The 16,931-nt window shown below is 58.0% G+C and carries 12 protein-coding genes; 8 read left to right on the top strand and 4 right to left on the bottom strand.

What is annotated here, in order from left to right:
- Window positions 1-10 precede the first annotated feature (10 nt).
- Genes ssuD through ssuB form a run of 3 tightly spaced genes read left to right on the top strand, consistent with a single transcriptional unit; the run spans window position 11 to window position 2,735 of the window.
- Window positions 11-1,159, top strand: a complete 1,149-nt coding sequence (gene ssuD, locus ATE40_RS05390) for an FMNH2-dependent alkanesulfonate monooxygenase (RefSeq protein WP_063919138.1) — start codon at window positions 11-13, stop codon at window positions 1,157-1,159.
- Between the two features lie 11 nt (window positions 1,160-1,170).
- Window positions 1,171-1,965, top strand: coding sequence for an aliphatic sulfonate ABC transporter permease SsuC (gene ssuC, locus ATE40_RS05385; RefSeq protein ID WP_019454520.1), 795 nt, complete (start codon window positions 1,171-1,173; stop codon window positions 1,963-1,965).
- Window positions 1,962-2,735, top strand: a complete 774-nt coding sequence (gene ssuB / locus ATE40_RS05380; RefSeq protein WP_063919137.1) for an aliphatic sulfonates ABC transporter ATP-binding protein — start codon at window positions 1,962-1,964, stop codon at window positions 2,733-2,735. The genes ssuC and ssuB overlap by 4 nt, the downstream gene beginning before the upstream one ends.
- 55 nt (window positions 2,736-2,790) lie before the next feature.
- On the opposite strand, the gene pepN is transcribed toward ssuB, so the two are convergent.
- On the bottom strand, window positions 2,791-5,409 hold the full coding sequence (gene pepN / locus ATE40_RS05375; protein ID WP_019454522.1) for an aminopeptidase N: 2,619 nt from the start codon (window positions 5,407-5,409) through the stop codon (window positions 2,791-2,793).
- A gap of 336 nt (window positions 5,410-5,745) precedes the next feature.
- Between pepN and ATE40_RS05370 the strand changes: the two genes are divergently transcribed.
- The 5 genes from ATE40_RS05370 to ATE40_RS05350 all read left to right on the top strand — a co-directional run bounded on the left by ATE40_RS05370 (window position 5,746) and on the right by ATE40_RS05350 (window position 13,399).
- Window positions 5,746-7,446, top strand: a complete 1,701-nt coding sequence (locus ATE40_RS05370) for a GGDEF domain-containing protein (protein ID WP_063919598.1) — start codon at window positions 5,746-5,748, stop codon at window positions 7,444-7,446.
- Window positions 7,447-7,701: 255 nt separating this feature from the next.
- Complete coding sequence (pncB, locus tag ATE40_RS05365; protein ID WP_063919136.1) at window positions 7,702-8,907, top strand: nicotinate phosphoribosyltransferase; 1,206 nt, start codon at window positions 7,702-7,704, stop codon at window positions 8,905-8,907.
- 212 nt (window positions 8,908-9,119) lie between these two features.
- On the top strand, window positions 9,120-10,520 hold the full coding sequence (gene asnS, locus ATE40_RS05360; RefSeq protein WP_004928205.1) for an asparagine--tRNA ligase: 1,401 nt from the start codon (window positions 9,120-9,122) through the stop codon (window positions 10,518-10,520).
- A 301-nt stretch (window positions 10,521-10,821) separates the two neighbouring features.
- Window positions 10,822-11,964 (top strand): porin OmpC, encoded by a 1,143-nt coding sequence (ompC, locus tag ATE40_RS05355; protein WP_063919135.1) that lies wholly within the window; start codon window positions 10,822-10,824, stop codon window positions 11,962-11,964.
- Window positions 11,965-12,208: 244 nt separating this feature from the next.
- Window positions 12,209-13,399 carry an amino acid aminotransferase gene (locus tag ATE40_RS05350; protein WP_019454526.1) on the top strand — a complete coding sequence of 397 codons (1,191 nt, stop codon included), beginning with the start codon at window positions 12,209-12,211 and terminating at the stop codon, window positions 13,397-13,399.
- Between the two features lie 79 nt (window positions 13,400-13,478).
- Here the strand turns inward: ATE40_RS05350 and ATE40_RS05345 are convergent, their stop codons facing one another.
- The 3 genes from ATE40_RS05345 to ldtD form a co-directional block, all read right to left on the bottom strand.
- Entirely contained in the window at window positions 13,479-14,126 is a 648-nt protein-coding gene (locus ATE40_RS05345; protein WP_019454527.1) for an MBL fold metallo-hydrolase, read from the bottom strand.
- 64 nt (window positions 14,127-14,190) lie between these two features.
- Window positions 14,191-14,739 (bottom strand): peptidoglycan L,D-endopeptidase MepK, encoded by a 549-nt coding sequence (gene mepK, locus ATE40_RS05340; protein WP_025159674.1) that lies wholly within the window; start codon window positions 14,737-14,739, stop codon window positions 14,191-14,193.
- Between the two features lie 180 nt (window positions 14,740-14,919).
- Window positions 14,920-16,728 (bottom strand): L,D-transpeptidase, encoded by a 1,809-nt coding sequence (gene ldtD, locus ATE40_RS05335; protein WP_025159675.1) that lies wholly within the window; start codon window positions 16,726-16,728, stop codon window positions 14,920-14,922.
- Window positions 16,729-16,931 lie beyond the last annotated feature (203 nt).

The raw sequence follows: 16,931 nt of genomic DNA, 5'->3' as shown, positions 1-16,931 counted from the left end.
AACATTGACGATGAGCCTGAACGTTTTCTGGTTTTTACCCACCCACGGCGACGGCCACTACCTCGGCAGCGCACAGGGCGCACGCAGCGTCGATCACGGCTATTTGCAGCAGATCGCCCAGGCGGCGGATCGGCTGGGATTCGGTGGGGTGTTGATCCCTACCGGCCGCTCGTGCGAAGACTCCTGGCTGGTGGCCGCCTCGCTGATCCCGGTCACTCAGCGGCTGAAGTTTTTGGTCGCGCTGCGGCCGGGCATCATCTCCCCTACGCTGGCGGCGCGCCAGGCGGCAACGCTGGATCGCCTGTCCAACGGGCGCGCGCTGTTCAATCTGGTTACCGGCGGCGATCCGGAAGAGCTGGCGGCAGAGGGATTGCACCTCAGCCATGAAGAACGTTACGAAGCCTCGACCGAGTTCACTCATATCTGGCGCCGGGTGCTGGAAGGTGAAACCGTCGATTTCCACGGCAAGCATATTCAGGTGAAAGGCGCCAAACTGCTGTTCCCGCCGGTGCAGCAACCGCGCCCGCCGCTCTATTTTGGCGGATCTTCCGCCGCCGCGCAGGATCTGGCCGCCGAACAGGTGGAACTGTACCTCACCTGGGGAGAGCCGCCGGCGCAGGTCAAAGAGAAGATCGAAGAAGTTCGCGCCAAGGCGGCGGCGAAAGGCCGCCAGGTACGCTTTGGCATCCGCCTGCATGTCATCGTGCGGGAAACCACCGAAGAGGCCTGGCGCGCTGCCGATCGGCTAATCGCTCACCTTGATGAAGAAACCATCGCCAATGCACAGCAGGCTTTTGCGCGCTTCGACTCCGTCGGCCAACGGCGCATGGCGGCGCTGCACGGCGGCAAGAAAGATAACCTGGAGATCAGCCCGAACCTGTGGGCCGGCATCGGCCTGGTGCGCGGCGGTGCCGGCACCGCGCTGGTGGGCGACGGCCCGACGGTCGCGGCGCGCATGCAGGAATATGCCGATCTGGGCATCGACACCTTCATTCTCTCCGGCTATCCGCATCTGGAAGAGGCCTACCGCGTCGGCGAACTGCTGTTCCCACACCTCGATCTGGCGCAGGAGGAAACGCCCGCGCGTCTTCAGCCGGTACGTCCACAGGGCGAAGTGGTAGCCAACATTTATGTTCCGCAAAAAGTGTCGCAGAGTTGAGGAGCGCCCCGATGGCAAATAACGCACAACGCATCCTGTACCGGCTGGCCCCTTGGGCGCTGCCGCTGGCGCTGGTGATCATCTGGCAAATCGCCGTCGAAACCGGCTGGCTGTCCAACCGCATTTTGCCGGCACCGAGCGCAGTACTGACCGCCTTCTGGAGCCTGAGCAAAAGCGGCGAACTGTGGCAGCATCTGAGCATCAGCAGCCAGCGCGCGTTGTTAGGCTTTGCCATCGGCGGCGGCATCGGGCTTACCCTCGGTTTTATTACCGGCCTGTCGCGCTGGGGTGAACGCCTGCTGGACAGCTCGGTGCAAATGATCCGCAACGTGCCGCATCTGGCGCTGATCCCGCTGGTGATCCTGTGGTTCGGCATCGATGAATCCGCCAAGATCTTTCTGGTGGCGCTCGGCACGCTGTTTCCTATCTATCTCAATACCTATCACGGCATCAAAAACATCGATCGCGGCCTGCTGGAGATGGCGCGCAGCTATGGCCTGAGCGGCTTCCGCTTGTTCACACAGGTGGTGCTGCCGGGCGCACTGCCGTCGATCATGGTCGGCGTGCGTTTCGCCCTCGGCTTCATGTGGCTGACGCTGATCGTCGCCGAAACCATCTCGGCCAACTCAGGCATCGGTTATCTGGCGATGAACGCCCGTGAATTCCTGCAAACCGACGTGGTGGTGGTGGCGATCGTGCTGTACGCCCTGCTCGGCAAGCTGGCGGACGTGGGTGCGCAACTGCTGGAACGCGTTTGGCTACGCTGGCATCCGGCCTATCAACTGAAACAGGGAGAAGCGCTATGACCCTTCCCGCTCGCCTTGCGCAAGGCACGCCGGTGACGCTGGAGTCCATCGGCAAACGTTACGGCAACCGCACGGTGCTGGACAATATTCAGCTGCGCATTTCCGCCGGGCAGTTCGTGGCGGTGGTCGGCCGCAGCGGCTGCGGCAAGAGCACGTTGCTGCGCCTGTTGGCCGGCCTGGAACAGGCCAGCAGCGGCGCTTTGCTCAGCGGCAACGCGCCGCTCGCCGCCGCCAAAGAGGATACCCGGCTGATGTTTCAGGATGCGCGCCTGCTGCCATGGAAAACGGTGATCGACAACGTAGGGCTGGGGCTGCGCGGCCACTGGCGCGACGCGGCGCTGGAGGCGCTGGCCGCGGTCGGTTTGGCGGATCGCGCCGGCGACTGGCCGGCGGCGCTATCCGGCGGACAAAAGCAGCGGGTCGCCCTGGCGCGCGCGCTGATCCACCGCCCCCGCCTGCTGCTGCTGGATGAACCGCTCGGAGCGCTGGATGCCCTGACGCGCATCGAGATGCAAGGTCTGATAGAGACACTGTGGCAACAGCACGGTTTTACCGTACTGCTGGTCACGCACGACGTCAGCGAAGCCATCGCGCTGGCGGATCGGGTCATCCTGATCGAAGAGGGGCATATCGGGCTGGATCTCGCCATCGATCTGCCGCGGCCGCGGCGCAAGGGCTCTGTCAGGCTGGCAGAACTGGAGGCCGAAGTGCTGGAACGGGTACTATCGCCGCCTGCCGCGACGGACGCCGCGCGCCGGGCGGCGAATTGAATGAATGAAAAAGGGACGGCCCAGGCCGTCCCTTGATGTCTCTAGCGCGAAAAAATCAGGCGTCGAGCGCCTTGCTGATCTTCTCGTACAGATCGCCGGACAGGTTTTCCAACCCTTTCAGCTGTTCCAGCGCCTTACGCATCAGCGCCTGGCGGCCGGCATCGTAACGCTTCAAGCGAATCAGCGGTTCGATCAGACGCGCGGCGATCTGCGGGTTGCGCTGGTTGAGATCGCTCAGGATCTCCGCCAGGAACTGATAGCCGCTGCCGTCCGCAGCGTGGAACGCCGCCGGGTTGCCGGAAGCGAAACCGCCGATCAATGAACGAGTGCGGTTCGGGTTGCTCAGGCTGAACGAGCGGTGTTGCAGCAGCGCACGCACCTTGCTCAGCACGTCCGCCGACGGGCTGCCGCCCTGCAGCACGAACCATTTGTCCATCACCAGACCATCCTGATGCCAGCGTTCGTCGAACGCCGCCAACAGCGCATCGCGGCACGGCAACTGGGCCGCGACCGCGGCGGACAGCGCCGCCAGCGAGTCGGTCATGTTATCCGCCTGACGATACTGTTCGCTCACCAGCTGATCCGCCAGCGCCGCATCTTCGCCAAACGCCAGATAGCCCAGACAAACATTGCGCAAGGCGCGCTTGGCGATCTCGGCGTGCTCCACGCGGTAGCCGTCGGTCTTGTTGGCGTGGTACACCGCCAGCCACTCATCGGCCAGTTCCCGCGCCAGGCAGCGAACGATCGCTTCGTGCACTGCAGCGATCGCTTCCGGATCGATGGTGGCGAACAGCTCGGCGATCTCGTTCTCCGACGGCAGCGTCAGGATCTGCGCCGCCAGCGCCGGATCCAACTTCTCGTCCAGCAACACCGCGCGGAACGCGTCGGCCACATGCAGCGGCAGCGACAACGGCTGTTTCTGCTGGTGCCGCGCCACGTTCAGCTTGATATAGGTCGCGAGCAGGCTCTGCGCCGCATCCCAACGCGCAAATTCATTGCGCGCGTGCTGCATCAGGAAGGTCAGCTGCTGATCGCTGTACGGATAGTCCAGCTTCACCGGCGCGGAGAATTCGCGCAGCAGCGACGGCACCGGCTTGTGCGCCACGCCGTCGAACACGAAAGTCTGCTCCGCTTCGGTGACGTTCAGCACGTTGTTGACCGGCAGACCGCCCTTCTGCAGCGCAATGACGTTGCCTTCGCTGTCGTACAATTCGATATCCAGCGGGATATGCAGCGGCAGCTTCTCCGGCTGATCGGCGGTCGGCGCGGTTTTCTGGCTGACATGCAGGCGATATTGTTGGGTTTGTGCGTCGTACTCGTCGCGCACCGTCAACAGCGGCGTACCGGACTGGCTATACCAACGGCGGAAGCGCGACAGATCGACGTTGGATGCATCCTCCATCGCCTGCACGAAGTCGTCGCAGGTGGCGGCGCTGCCGTCGTGGCGCTCAAAATAGAGCTGCATCCCTTTCTGGAAATTCGCTTCTCCCAACAGGGTGTGCATCATGCGGATCACTTCGGAACCCTTTTCATACACCGTCAGGGTGTAGAAGTTGTTCATTTCGATCACTTTGTCCGGACGAATGGCGTGCGCCATCGGGCTCGCGTCTTCGGCGAACTGTGCGCCGCGCATCACGCGCACGTTGTCGATGCGGTTGACCGAGCGTGATCCCAGATCGGAACTGAACTCCTGATCGCGGAACACCGTCAGCCCCTCTTTCAGGCTGAGCTGGAACCAGTCGCGGCAGGTGACGCGGTTGCCAGTCCAGTTGTGGAAGTATTCATGGCCGATCACCGCTTCGATGTTCAGATAATCCTTGTCGGTGGCGGTTTCCGCCTTGGCCAGCACATACTTGGAGTTAAAGATATTTAACCCTTTGTTCTCCATCGCGCCCATATTGAAGAAGTCGACCGCCACGATCATATAGATGTCGAGATCGTATTCCAGGCCGAAGCGGGTCTCGTCCCACTTCATCGAGTTCTTCAGCGAGGTCATCGCCCAGTCGGCGCGATCCAGGTTGCCGCGATCGACGAACAGCTCCAGCGCCACCTTACGGCCGGAACGGGTGGTGAAGCTGTCGCGCAGTACGTCGAAATCCCCCGCCACCAGCGCAAACAGGTAACAAGGTTTCGGGAACGGATCCTGCCATTGCACCCAGTGGCGGCCATCGGCCAATTCGCCCTGGCCGATGCGGTTGCCGTTGGACAGCAGGAACGGATAGCGCGCCTTGTCGGCCACGATGCGGGTGGTAAAACGCGCCAGCACGTCCGGGCGATCCTGATAGTAGGTAATATGGTGGAAGCCTTCGGCTTCGCACTGCGTGCACAGCGCATCGCCGGACAGGTACAGCCCTTCCAGCGCGGTGTTTTTCGCCGGATGAATATCGTTGACGATGGTAAGAGTGAATTGTGCCGGCAAATCCTCGATGATCAGCTGGTTATCCTGCTGACGATAGGCGCCCCACGGTTGGCCGTCGACCTCAATGCTCACCAGCGTCAGATCCTCGCCATCCAGCACCAACGGTGCGCCGGCCGCGCCCTGACGTTTGATTTTGCTGACGGCGGTCACGCGCGTGTTTTCCGCGTCCAGACTGAAGTCCAAGTCGATATCGGTCGTGGTGTAATCGGGCGCGCGATAATCGTGGCGATATTTTGCCTGTGGCTGTTGTGTCATAAAAACCCTTAAACGTCTCAGTGAGTTATAGGAGCCAAGCCGCTCTTCTCAACCGCGCCGCAGCCGGTATATTCACCTGCGGCGCCCGGCGGACCTGATTGTGAATAAACTGTATCACAGCTAGCTGAAAAGCCCAGAGTCGCCGGGCGTTCGCGATAGAGAAATCAGAAGCAAGTCATAAATCGCCCGCCGGGCGCAGGAGTGGGTGACCAGTGGCTAAATAAAATTCAGCATTAAATGCTAAAAAGAGGCCATCGGTGCGCCCCGGCATAGTTAAGGCGGTGCTGGCGGCATGATGGTATAATTGCCGAATCAGGTTCAGGGATGGCTCGCATTATGAAGATTAAATACGCAATCTATTTTTTCACCCTGTGCCTGATGACTTCCTTCTCGCTGTTCATTGTCGAGGAGCTGCTCGAAGCCCATACCGAATACCGTGATAACCAGCTCAACCTGTATAAGATCGATCGCGCCAAAGAAATCTCCGAGGCCTTTCAGGCATCTCTGCAGGCCCACCGCCTCAAGCGATTGAGCCTGATCGATCCGCAAATCACCCGCGCGCAATGTCTGGCCGCCGATCGGGCAGCACGCGAGAAAATCGCCCGGATCCGCGAACACCTGAACGATGCGGTCGCCAAACAGCTCGGGGTGCGGCAAAAAATCGCCGCGCTGTCGATGATCGGCCTGCTGGAACAGCTGCTGGATAACGACAATCTGCAGCTTTCGCAGGTCAACAACGCCAACGCCAATCTGTTCAACATCAACAGCGCCTATTACATCTCGCAAACCAGCAAGAGCTATTATCGCTACACCTACGATACCCGGATGGTGGATACCGATTCCTTTATGTTTCTCGAGGCCATCCGCCTCAACAATCGGCTGAATATGTCACTGACGGAGTTAAGCGATCAGATTATCGACGTCAATGTCAGCCCGCTCGATCGCAAAGACGCCTACCTGAAGTCCATCCAGCTGACCGGCGTACTGAACGCGCTGAGCACCCGATTGATCTTCATGAAGATCAACTACGACGACGTGCAAACCACCGACCTCGTCAACCAATTGCTCACCGAGGTGTCCGCCGAGCGCCTCAAGCAGATTACCGATGGACTGTATACCGCCATCAATACCCAAAAACCCTATCCCGCGGCGCTTATTTCGCATTATGTCGACGAGCTGAGCGGGCTTTCGCAGGCGCTGTATCAACGCAGTTTCGAGCTGGAAACCGTCGCTTCGCGTCACAAAATTTATGACAGCCAGACCACCATTTACGGCATGATCGCGCTGGCCGGTCTGGTGGTGCTGCTGTTTATCTTGCCGGCGCTGGTATTTTGCACCAGCATCAACCGCTGGTTGACCAAGACCCACAACAATATCGTGCGATTGTCGCGCGGCGAGATGAATATCGATCGCAATGAGGCTTTCTACAGCCGGGAGCTGATCGCCATCAGCGACGCCATTCAGCAACTCAGACAATATCAGCTGGACAAGGTCTCGCTGGAGAGCGAGAAACAGCTGCTGATTAAAGAGCTCGAGGCCTCTTCCTTCCTCGATCCGCTCACTAACATTTATAACCGCCGTAAATTCTTCCTCGAATGTCAGCTATTGGGCACCGGCAGCTATCCGCAGGCCTTTTGCCTGATCGATATCGACAATTTCAAACAGCTCAACGACTGCTATGGCCACGACGTCGGGGATCGGGTGCTGGTGGAGTTCGGCCACTTGTTGCAGCGCGCGTTCCGCGCCAGCGACATTTTCTGCCGCTACGGCGGCGAAGAGTTTGCGGTGCTGCTGGGCAGCTGTTCGTTGGACAATGCGCGGGACATCATGGAACAGTTGCGCGCGCGCACCCATGGACTGACGTTAAATCTGGCCGACGGACGGCAGGTGCGTTTCACCACCAGTTGCGGCATTGCGCCGGTCAGCGCGTTCAGCGCGCTTCAGGCGGCGATCAAGCAGGCAGACGAAGCGCTCTATTTCTGCAAAAAGAACGGCAAGGATCGGGTCAGCGTGCATACCCTGGCCGGGTTTATCTGATTTGTTGTTTAAAATAATTAACATTATAATTTTTATGACTAATTAGGCTAAGTCATTCACCTTACAGGCATATCTGACTTTTTTGTCGCCCCGCCGCCGCCAGGCCGCCATAAAGGCACGTTTAATCCTCGACCCGCTTTGGTGATTTATGGTGTGATGCAGCTTCAATAACAGGATAATCCGGGTATACTCCACCCCCACTTTTATGATTATCCGGATTTGGACACGCGCCTGACGAGGATGCTGTAACGCGCTATGACTCAATACGCTTCCCCGATTTTGACATCACTGCTTGATACCGACGCTTACAAGCTTCATATGCAGCAAGCAGTGTTCCATCGCTATCCCGCGATCAGCGTGGCGGCGGAATTCCGCTGCCGCGGCGACGAACTGCTGGGCGAATATGCCGACGAGATCCGCGCGCAGGTGGCGCTGATGAGTCAGTTGGCGCTGACCGATGCCGAATTCGCTTACCTCTCGGGCCTGCCCTTTTTCCGCCAGGATTACCTGAACTGGCTGCGCACCTTCCGCTATGATCCGCAGCAGGTGTCTATCGACAACCGCGACGGCAGGCTGCAAATCCGCATCGCCGGGCCATGGCGCGAAGTGATCATGTGGGAAGTGCCGCTGTTGGCGGTGATCAGCGAAGTGGTGCACCGTCGGCGCTCTCCGCTGGCGACGCCGGAACAGGCGGTGGCGCACCTGCAAACCAAACTGGCGCAGTTCAAAACGCTGGCGGGCGACCTGGATCTCTCGCGTTTCAAGCTGATGGACTTCGGCACCCGTCGCCGTTTCTCTCAGGGCGTGCAGCAGGCCATTGTCAGCACCTTGCAGGCCGAGTTCCCCTATCTGTCGGGCACCAGCAATTACGATTTGGCGCACCAACTCGGTCTGGCGCCGGTCGGTACCCAGGCGCACGAGTGGTTCCAGGCACATCAGCAGATAAGCCCGGTACTGGCCAACAGCCAGCGCGCCGCATTGCAAGCCTGGTTGGATGAATACCCGGACCAGCTGGGCATCGCGCTCACCGACTGCATCACCATGGACGCCTTCCTGCGCGACTTCGGCCCGCAGTTCGCCGAGCGTTATCAGGGGCTGCGCCACGATTCGGGCGATCCCGTCGAGTGGGGTGAAAAAGCCATTGCCCACTACCAGAAGCTGGGCATCGATCCGATGAGCAAAACGCTGGTGTTCTCGGACAACCTGGATCTGGAAAAAGCGCTGACGCTCTATCGACACTTCTATCAACGCATCAATCTCGGCTTCGGTATCGGCACGCGCCTGACCTGCGATATTCCGGGCGTCAAGCCGTTGAATATCGTGATCAAACTGGTCGAGTGCAAAGGCAAGCCGGTGGCTAAGCTCTCCGACAGCCCCGGCAAGACCATCTGCCAGGATCAGGCGTTCGTCAGAGCCCTGCGCAAAGCCTTCGATCTGCCGCTGGTGAAGAAGGCTAGCTGATCCTTCTTTATATAAAGAAAGCCGGCCCGGTTTCCGCGCCGGCTTTTTTGTTTTTATTTCCGAACGCCCTCTTTTCAGCCAGCCGCGATAAATGTTGCGCCAATCCGATGATTTCTGCTTGTGCTCTGCACCGCGGCAAGTAACATAGCCATTACCCCCATATTCTTGGGTTGTAAGCTATTTCTAAACCAAATTATTAAAGAGAGAAATCTATGAGCGTAGTGCCTGTAGTCGACGTACTGCAAGGTCGTGCTGCGGTTGACAGTGAAGTCACCGTACGCGGCTGGGTACGTACCCGGAGAGATTCAAAAGCTGGTATCTCCTTCCTGGCCGTCTATGACGGTTCCTGCTTTGATCCGTTACAGGCCGTCGTTAATAATTCTCTGCCGAATTATCAGGATGAAGTGCTGCATCTGACGACCGGTTGTTCGGTTGAAGTCACCGGCAAGGTTGTCGCCTCACCGGGCGAAGGCCAGAGCTTCGAACTGCAAGCCACCGCGATCAAAGTGGTCGGCTGGGTCGACGATCCGGACACCTACCCGATGGCGGCCAAACGTCACAGCATTGAATACCTGCGCGAAGTGGCCCACCTGCGCCCGCGCACCAACCTGATCGGCGCCGTGGCGCGCGTGCGTCATACCCTGGCGCAGGCGATCCATCGCTTCTTCCATGAAAATGGCTATTTCTGGGTGTCCACCCCGCTGATCACCGCCTCCGACACCGAAGGCGCCGGCGAGATGTTCCGCGTATCCACGCTGGATCTGGAAAACCTGCCGCGCACCGACAAGGGCGCAGTCGACTTCAGCGAAGACTTCTTCGGTAAGGAAGCCTTCCTCACCGTTTCCGGCCAGCTGAACGGCGAAACCTACGCCTGCGCGCTGTCCAAGGTTTACACCTTCGGCCCAACCTTCCGCGCTGAAAACTCCAACACCAGCCGTCACCTGGCGGAATTCTGGATGATCGAGCCGGAAGTGGCCTTCGCTACGCTGGACGACGTTGCCGGCCTGGCCGAAAGCATGCTGAAGTATGTGTTCCAGGCGGTGCTGGATGAGCGCGCCGATGACCTGAAATTCTTCGCCGAGCGCGTAGATAAAGACGCTATCGCCCGTCTGGAGCGCTTCGTTTCTTCCGATTTCGCCCAGGTGGACTACACCGACGCCATCGAAATCCTGCTGGCATCGGGCCAAACCTTCGAAAACCCGGTTTCCTGGGGCATCGATCTCTCTTCCGAACATGAGCGTTACCTGGCAGAGAAACACTTCCAGGCGCCGGTGGTGGTGAAAAACTACCCGAAAGACATCAAAGCCTTCTATATGCGTATGAACGAAGACGGCAAAACCGTCGCGGCCATGGACGTGTTGGCACCGGGCATCGGTGAAATCATCGGTGGCTCGCAGCGTGAAGAACGCCTCGACGTGCTCGATCAGCGTCTGGAAGAGATGGGTCTGAATAAAGAAGACTACTGGTGGTACCGCGATCTGCGCCGCTACGGCACCGTGCCGCACTCTGGTTTCGGCCTGGGCTTTGAACGTTTAATCGCCTATGTCACCGGCGTGCAAAACGTGCGCGATGTGATCCCATTCCCACGCACACCACGTAACGCAAGCTTCTAATTTATACGATCAAACGTTTTTTAAACGATTTCGTTACAAAACAAAGGCCAGCATCGCTGGCCTTTCGCATTTTTTAATATTGACGCACGTCACAAAGTTCCCTAAAAATTACATTTAGTTACACATACTTTCTTTTTGCAACCTGATTGGGACATTGGTATCATTTTCGTCCTAGATTAACCCGCCTGTGAATGGAACACTGCGTTCAGACACAGGACGACACCAATCTATCAACAATAGTTCCCAAAGAATTATTGGCGGCAGTGGCAAAGGTGTCCGAATAACACCAATGAGGGTAATAATGATGAAGCGCAACATTCTTGCAGTGGTTATCCCGGCTCTGTTGGCTGCTGGTGCAGCAAACGCAGCTGAAATCTACAACAAAGACGGCAACAAGCTGGATCTGTACGGCAAAGTTGACGGTCTGCACTACTTCTCCAAAGACAAAGGTAATGACGGCGATCAGACCTATGTTCGTTTTGGCTTCAAAGGTGAAACCCAAATTACTGACCAACTGACCGGTTACGGCCAGTGGGAATACAACGTTCAGTCCAACCACTCCGAGTCTCAGGGCACCGAAGGCACCAAAACCCGTCTGGGCTTCGCCGGTCTGAAATTCGCTGACTACGGCTCCTTCGACTACGGCCGTAACTACGGCGTACTGTACGACGTGGAAGGCTGGACCGATATGCTGCCAGAGTTCGGTGGCGATACCTACACCTACACCGACAACTTCATGACCGGCCGTACCAACGGCGTTGCGACCTATCGTAACAACAACTTCTTCGGTTTGGTTGACGGTCTGAACTTCGCTCTGCAATACCAGGGCAAAAACCAGAACGACGGTCGCGACATCAAGAAACAGAACGGCGACGGCTGGGGTATCTCCTCTACTTATGACATCGGCGAAGGCATCAGCGTAGGTGCAGCATACGCATCCTCCAACCGTACCGATGCTCAGAAGAACAAGTCCAACGAGCGTGGCGACAAGGCTGACGCATGGACCGTGGGCGCGAAATACGACGCCAACAACGTTTACCTGGCGGCAATGTACGCAGAAACCCGTAACATGACCCCTTACGGTGGTAACAACTCTCTGAAAGACGGCACTACCTCTTGTGCAGACACTCAGAACAACAGCTGCGGTGGTTTCGCCAGCAAAACTCAGAACTTCGAAGTGACCGCACAGTACCAGTTCGACTTCGGTCTGCGTCCAGAAGTGTCTTACCTGCAGTCTAAAGGCAAGAACATGAACGTCCCAGGCGCGGGCTCTGACCAGGATCTGGTTAAATATGTTTCTGTTGGTACCACTTACTACTTCAACAAAAACATGTCCACCTACGTTGATTACAAAATCAACCTGCTGGATGACAACGCGTTCACCAAAGCAGCCGGCATCGCTACCGACGATATCGTAGCTGTTGGTCTGGTGTACCAGTTCTAAGTTGTCTCGCTTAACGGCGGTTTACTGCCGGCTAAGTTAAAAAACAGGGCTTCGGCCCTGTTTTTGTTTGTGTCAGCCGGTAACTTTTTATTCTGCCAATTCCCCCTTCCCCATCATTTTTTCTGCCTAACTCTTCCCCTTCACAAGATCGCGGTGTTTTTGTCGCAAACGGTTGGCAAAGCCGGTAACTGGCGTTACCCTGATGCTTCTGTCTGCTTAACTCCGAGATTTGGAAGCACCTGACATGTTTGAAAAAATCACCGCCGCACCCGCCGACCCGATCCTGGGCCTGACCGACATTTTCCGCGCCGACGCCCGCCCGAATAAAATCAATTTAGGGATTGGCGTTTATAAAGACGAAACCGGTAAAACCCCGGTGCTGACCAGCGTAAAAAAAGCTGAACAGTATCTGCTGGAAAATGAGACCACCAAAAACTATCTCGGCATTGAGGGCATCCCGGCGTTCGCCAGCTGCACGCAAGAGCTGCTGTTCGGTAAAGAGAGCCCGATCGTCGCCGATCGTCGCGCGCGCACCGCACAGACGCCAGGCGGCACCGGCGGCTTGCGCGTGGCGGCAGACTTTATCGCTAACCAGACCAGCGCCAAACGCATCTGGATCAGCAACCCAAGCTGGCCGAACCACAAAAACGTCTTTAGCGCCGTGGGCCTGGAAGTGCTGGAATACGCCTATTACGACGCCGCCAACCACGCGCTGGACTTTGACGGCCTGCTGAACAGCCTGAAACAGGCGCAGGCCGGTGATGTGGTGCTGTTCCACGGCTGCTGCCATAACCCGACCGGTATCGATCCGACGGCGGAGCAGTGGGCTCAGTTGGCTGAGCTTTCCGTCGCCAACGGTTGGCTGCCGCTGTTCGACTTCGCTTATCAGGGCTTCGCCAACGGGCTGGAAGAAGACGCGCAAGGTCTGCGTATTTTCGCCGCCAAACATAAAGAGCTGATCGTCGCCAGCTCCTACTCGAAAAACTTCGGTCTGTACAATGAGCGCGTCGGCGCTTGCACCATTGTTGCTGCCGATGCCGAGACCGCCGATCGCGCCTTTAGCCAGGTGAAAGCGGCTATCCGCGCCAACTACTCCAACCCGCCGTCACACGGCGCGGCCGTTGTCGCCACCATTCTGGGCAATGACGCGCTGCGTGCGATGTGGGAGCAGGAGCTGACCGATATGCGTCAGCGCATTCACCGCATGCGTCAGCTGTTCGTGAACACTCTGCAGGAGAAAGGCGCACAGCAGGACTTCAGCTTCATCATCCAGCAGAACGGCATGTTCTCGTTCAGCGGCCTGACCAAAGAACAGGTGCTGCGTCTGCGCGAAGAGTTTGGCGTCTACGCCGTGAACTCGGGCCGGGTTAACGTTGCCGGCATGACGCCGGACAACATGGCGCCGCTGTGCGAAGCCATCGTCGCCGTGCTCTAAGCGCGTCGGCGCAGGCCATCAGGACATAAAAAAGGGGCGCTCTAAGCGCCCCTTGATTATTTCTGCCGGGAAATAATCGTTACCACACCGCCGGCTCTTCACGCAGGAACGGGTTGGTCTGGCGTTCGTGGCCGAAAGTCGACATCGGGCCGTGGCCGGGAATAAAGCGCATGTCGTCACCCAGCGGCAGCAGCTTGGTGCGAATAGAGGCGATCAGCGCCTGATGGTCACCGCGCGGGAAGTCGCTGCGCCCCACGCCGCCGTTAAACAGCACGTCCCCCACCAGCGCCAAACGCGCCTGTTCATTAATAAAGACGATGTGGCCCGGCGTATGCCCTGGGCAATGCAGCACCTTGAGCGTCATCTCGCCCACCCGCATCTCATCGCCTTCCGACAGCCAGCGAGTCGGCGTCAGCGGCGCACACTCTTCCAGCCCGAACATCCGGCTCTGCGCCGGCAAACCGTCCAGCCAAAAAGCGTCCTCTTTATCCGGGCCGTAAATCGGCACCTGATAATGATCCGCCAGCTCCGCCGCCGCGCCGACGTGATCCAAATGGCCGTGCGTCAGCAAAATCTGCGTAATTGTCACACCCTGCTGCGCCACTTCCGCTTTAATTTTTTCCGCTTCGCCACCGGGATCGACCAACGCCGCCTGTTGCGTGTTTTCACACCAGATCAGACTGCAGTTCTGGCTGAAGGCGGTAACGGGAATAAGATGGTATTTCATAAGGCTCCAACGACAATAACGCCGCCTCCGCAAGGAGCGGCGTTATTCACTGAGGGCACAGCGGTTACCAGTTCCGAACCGGGCCGGTATCGATGTGCACGAAGTTGCTACGTGGGTAATATCCTACACCACCGGCGCGCATTTTTAACGCCGCTTTACGGATATTACTCAATTGGATACCTTCGATATGGAAATCCATCGCCTGGCCCTTGGTGTGGTAGCTGTGCTTGGCCACGCCGCGGCTGTGAGCGCGCAGTTCATTGTTGGTATCTACGGAACGGTAACCGGAGATCAGCTGCACCGGCTTGCTGGTACCCAGCAGCCCCTGCAGGCGGTAGAGGTGATCAAACAAGCTGGGATCGATCGATTTGACCTTGTTGGCGCGATAATCGCGGAACAGATGATTTAGCCGAACCAACTCTTCTTTATTGTAACCTTTGCCGTCAAAGAACTCGGCTTTAATAGATTCACCGGTATTCAGGTTATTCAGCACTAAAATACGCGGTCGAGCGGTGGAAAGACTGGCAAACGCCTGCCCTGGGAGCAGCGCTATGCCCATAGCAGCGCCACCTAGCGCCAGCCATTTACGGCGGTGATGATCAATTTTGTCCATGACTCTGTTAAACCCGGCAAGAATGTCAAAATAAATGCACAAAGCAGCGCACTGTCCGAACCATAACCGCCTGCGTATGCTGAGTCAACCCGCGATACGCCTAGGTTTACAGGCCCCCGCCTGTGGGGGCCTGCGGTATAGCCAAACATTCTGACCGTTATTTATTTATAATTACTGCATTTACTGCATTAATTTTTTGGCCTGAGCCAAAATTTGTGCGCCCGATCGCACCGTATTATCATAATTGTAAATATCTGTGCGGAATTGCGGTTGGCCGTCATCCGAAACCCAGGCGGTCAGATAATACAGTTTTACGGGAATACGCTGGCGAATATTCACATAAGTGGTATTCCCCTCTTTCAGCGTGGAAGAAACGCGGCTGTTGTTCCAGCCGGCATCCTGCAGCAGCATATTCGCCAAATCGGACGCTTTGTTCACCCGCACGCAGCCGGAGCTGAGCGCGCGAATGTCTTTCTGGAACAGGCTGTGGTTCGGGGTATCGTGCAGGTAGATAGCGTCTGAACTCGGCATGTTGAACTTGAAGCGCCCCAGTGAGTTGGTGGCGCCCGGTGCCTGGCGCACGCGATAGGGGAAATTGCGTGCAGAGACCATGCTCCAGTCGATCATCGCCGGATTGATCACTTCCGCGTCGTTGCTCCAGCCCGACAGCACGGTATAGCCGTGTTTCTGGAAATAATTACCGTCGCGCATCGCCTTCGGCACAATATCCTCGCGCACCAGAGTGGTCGGCACGTTCCACGGCGGGTTGACCACCACGTTGTTCAAGGCGCTGCTCATCAGCGGCGTCTTGCGGCTTGGGCGCCCGACGATAACGCGGGAAGAGAGCACCTCGTTGCCGTTCTGGTAGTAGGTCAGCGAATAGTTGGGAATATTCACCATAATGCCGGTGCTGACATGCCCCGGTAAAATTCGCAGGCGCTGGATATTCAGCGCCAGCAGCGCGGCGCGAGTCTTTGGCGACACGTTGAGCCACTCGCGGGTGCGCACGCCAATCACGCCGTCCGCCGTCAGCCCCTGCCATTTTTGGAAGCGCTTGACGCCCTCCACCAGCTCGTTGGTGTAGAGGTTGTCGCTCACCACGCTGCCGACCTGCGGCGGTGTCTGTTCCGCCGTCAGTTCCGTCACCGGCGCCGCCGATGGGCTGACCGTCACGCGGCTTTTTTCTTCGTCTACCGTCAGCCCGCCGTCGTCCGGCTCATTGCTCTTCGCCGAAACCACCGCCGGCTCCGGCTCCGCTTCAGGCGCCGAGGCGGCCAGCATGCCGGTGCGGGTCAGGATTTCCCGCAGCGCTGGAATATCATTGCTCATTTGCCCAGGGCGCAGGCTCGGGCCGCTGCCCACCTGCGGCCAGGGACGATTATCCGCCAGCATGTCGCGCAGCGCCTGATGCATTTTGGCGTATTGCGGATGCTGCGGCGCGAGCGAGTTCACGTAGCTCAGGGTGCGCGCCTGGCGCACCGCCAGCTGCCATTGGTTGATCACCGCATTAGGCGGCAAACCAAGCTTGTAGGGAATATTGCTGTACAGCCAGTTGTTGCCGTTGGCGCCGATAGCGGACACGAACTGCAGGTAGCCCAGCATCGCATCGGACAGCACCACATCGCGGCCTACGTCATTGAGCGCCGGATTGGTCAACATTTTCACCCATTGGGTGAACTGCGGCTGCACGCCGGACATCGCCAGCTCTGCCAGCTGCTGTTGAAACTGCTGAACGGCCTCGCGATCCTGCCACATCGGCTGCATATGATTCGCCGCATACAGCGGTGCCAGCGTGGAAAGGTAATGCAGTTCCATGCCGCGCGGCAGCGCGGCCAACAGTTCAGAACGGCTCTGCGCAACGGACATGCCTGCTGATGCCACCGGTAACGCCGTCACGGTGGCCGATGCGGAAAACGACGACACAAGACTACAGGCGATAGCGCCACTCAGCGCCAAACGTCGTAGAGAGTTTCCCTTTTTAAGCACCATCCCTTGCCCCCTGTATGCTCACAAAAAAAACGTCAAAAACTGCATATAGTTTCAGTATACAAACAGAAAGGCCGTTTCGCCCTGCGGGCGTCGAATAACTGTTTATGTGATTAAACTAACCGCTTTTCAACGGATAAAAAAGCAGGACTATCATCCACGCGCACAAAAAAATAGCCACCCTGCGGCGGCTATTTTCAGATTTT

This window comes from Serratia surfactantfaciens (assembly GCF_001642805.2).
Lineage (GTDB): Bacteria > Pseudomonadota > Gammaproteobacteria > Enterobacterales > Enterobacteriaceae > Serratia > Serratia surfactantfaciens.
Note: the sequence above shows the minus strand (reverse complement) of the source record. Positions and strands in the feature narration are given on the sequence as shown.

Excerpts from the sequence above, each read along its gene's own strand:
- ldtD (WP_025159675.1), bottom strand. The coding sequence starts at position 16,728 with ATGGTGCTTAAAAAGGGAAACTCTCTACGACGTTTGGCGCTGAGTGGC.
- ssuC (WP_019454520.1), top strand. The coding sequence starts at position 1,171 with ATGGCAAATAACGCACAACGCATCCTGTACCGGCTGGCCCCTTGGGCG.
- ssuB (WP_063919137.1), top strand. The coding sequence starts at position 1,962 with ATGACCCTTCCCGCTCGCCTTGCGCAAGGCACGCCGGTGACGCTGGAG.
- ssuD (WP_063919138.1), top strand. The coding sequence starts at position 11 with ATGAGCCTGAACGTTTTCTGGTTTTTACCCACCCACGGCGACGGCCAC.
- pncB (WP_063919136.1), top strand. The coding sequence starts at position 7,702 with ATGACTCAATACGCTTCCCCGATTTTGACATCACTGCTTGATACCGAC.
- pepN (WP_019454522.1), bottom strand. The coding sequence starts at position 5,409 with ATGACACAACAGCCACAGGCAAAATATCGCCACGATTATCGCGCGCCC.
- ATE40_RS05370 (WP_063919598.1), top strand. The coding sequence starts at position 5,746 with ATGAAGATTAAATACGCAATCTATTTTTTCACCCTGTGCCTGATGACT.
- mepK (WP_025159674.1), bottom strand. The coding sequence starts at position 14,739 with ATGGACAAAATTGATCATCACCGCCGTAAATGGCTGGCGCTAGGTGGC.
- asnS (WP_004928205.1), top strand. The coding sequence starts at position 9,120 with ATGAGCGTAGTGCCTGTAGTCGACGTACTGCAAGGTCGTGCTGCGGTT.
- ATE40_RS05345 (WP_019454527.1), bottom strand. The coding sequence starts at position 14,126 with ATGAAATACCATCTTATTCCCGTTACCGCCTTCAGCCAGAACTGCAGT.
- ATE40_RS05350 (WP_019454526.1), top strand. The coding sequence starts at position 12,209 with ATGTTTGAAAAAATCACCGCCGCACCCGCCGACCCGATCCTGGGCCTG.
- ompC (WP_063919135.1), top strand. The coding sequence starts at position 10,822 with ATGATGAAGCGCAACATTCTTGCAGTGGTTATCCCGGCTCTGTTGGCT.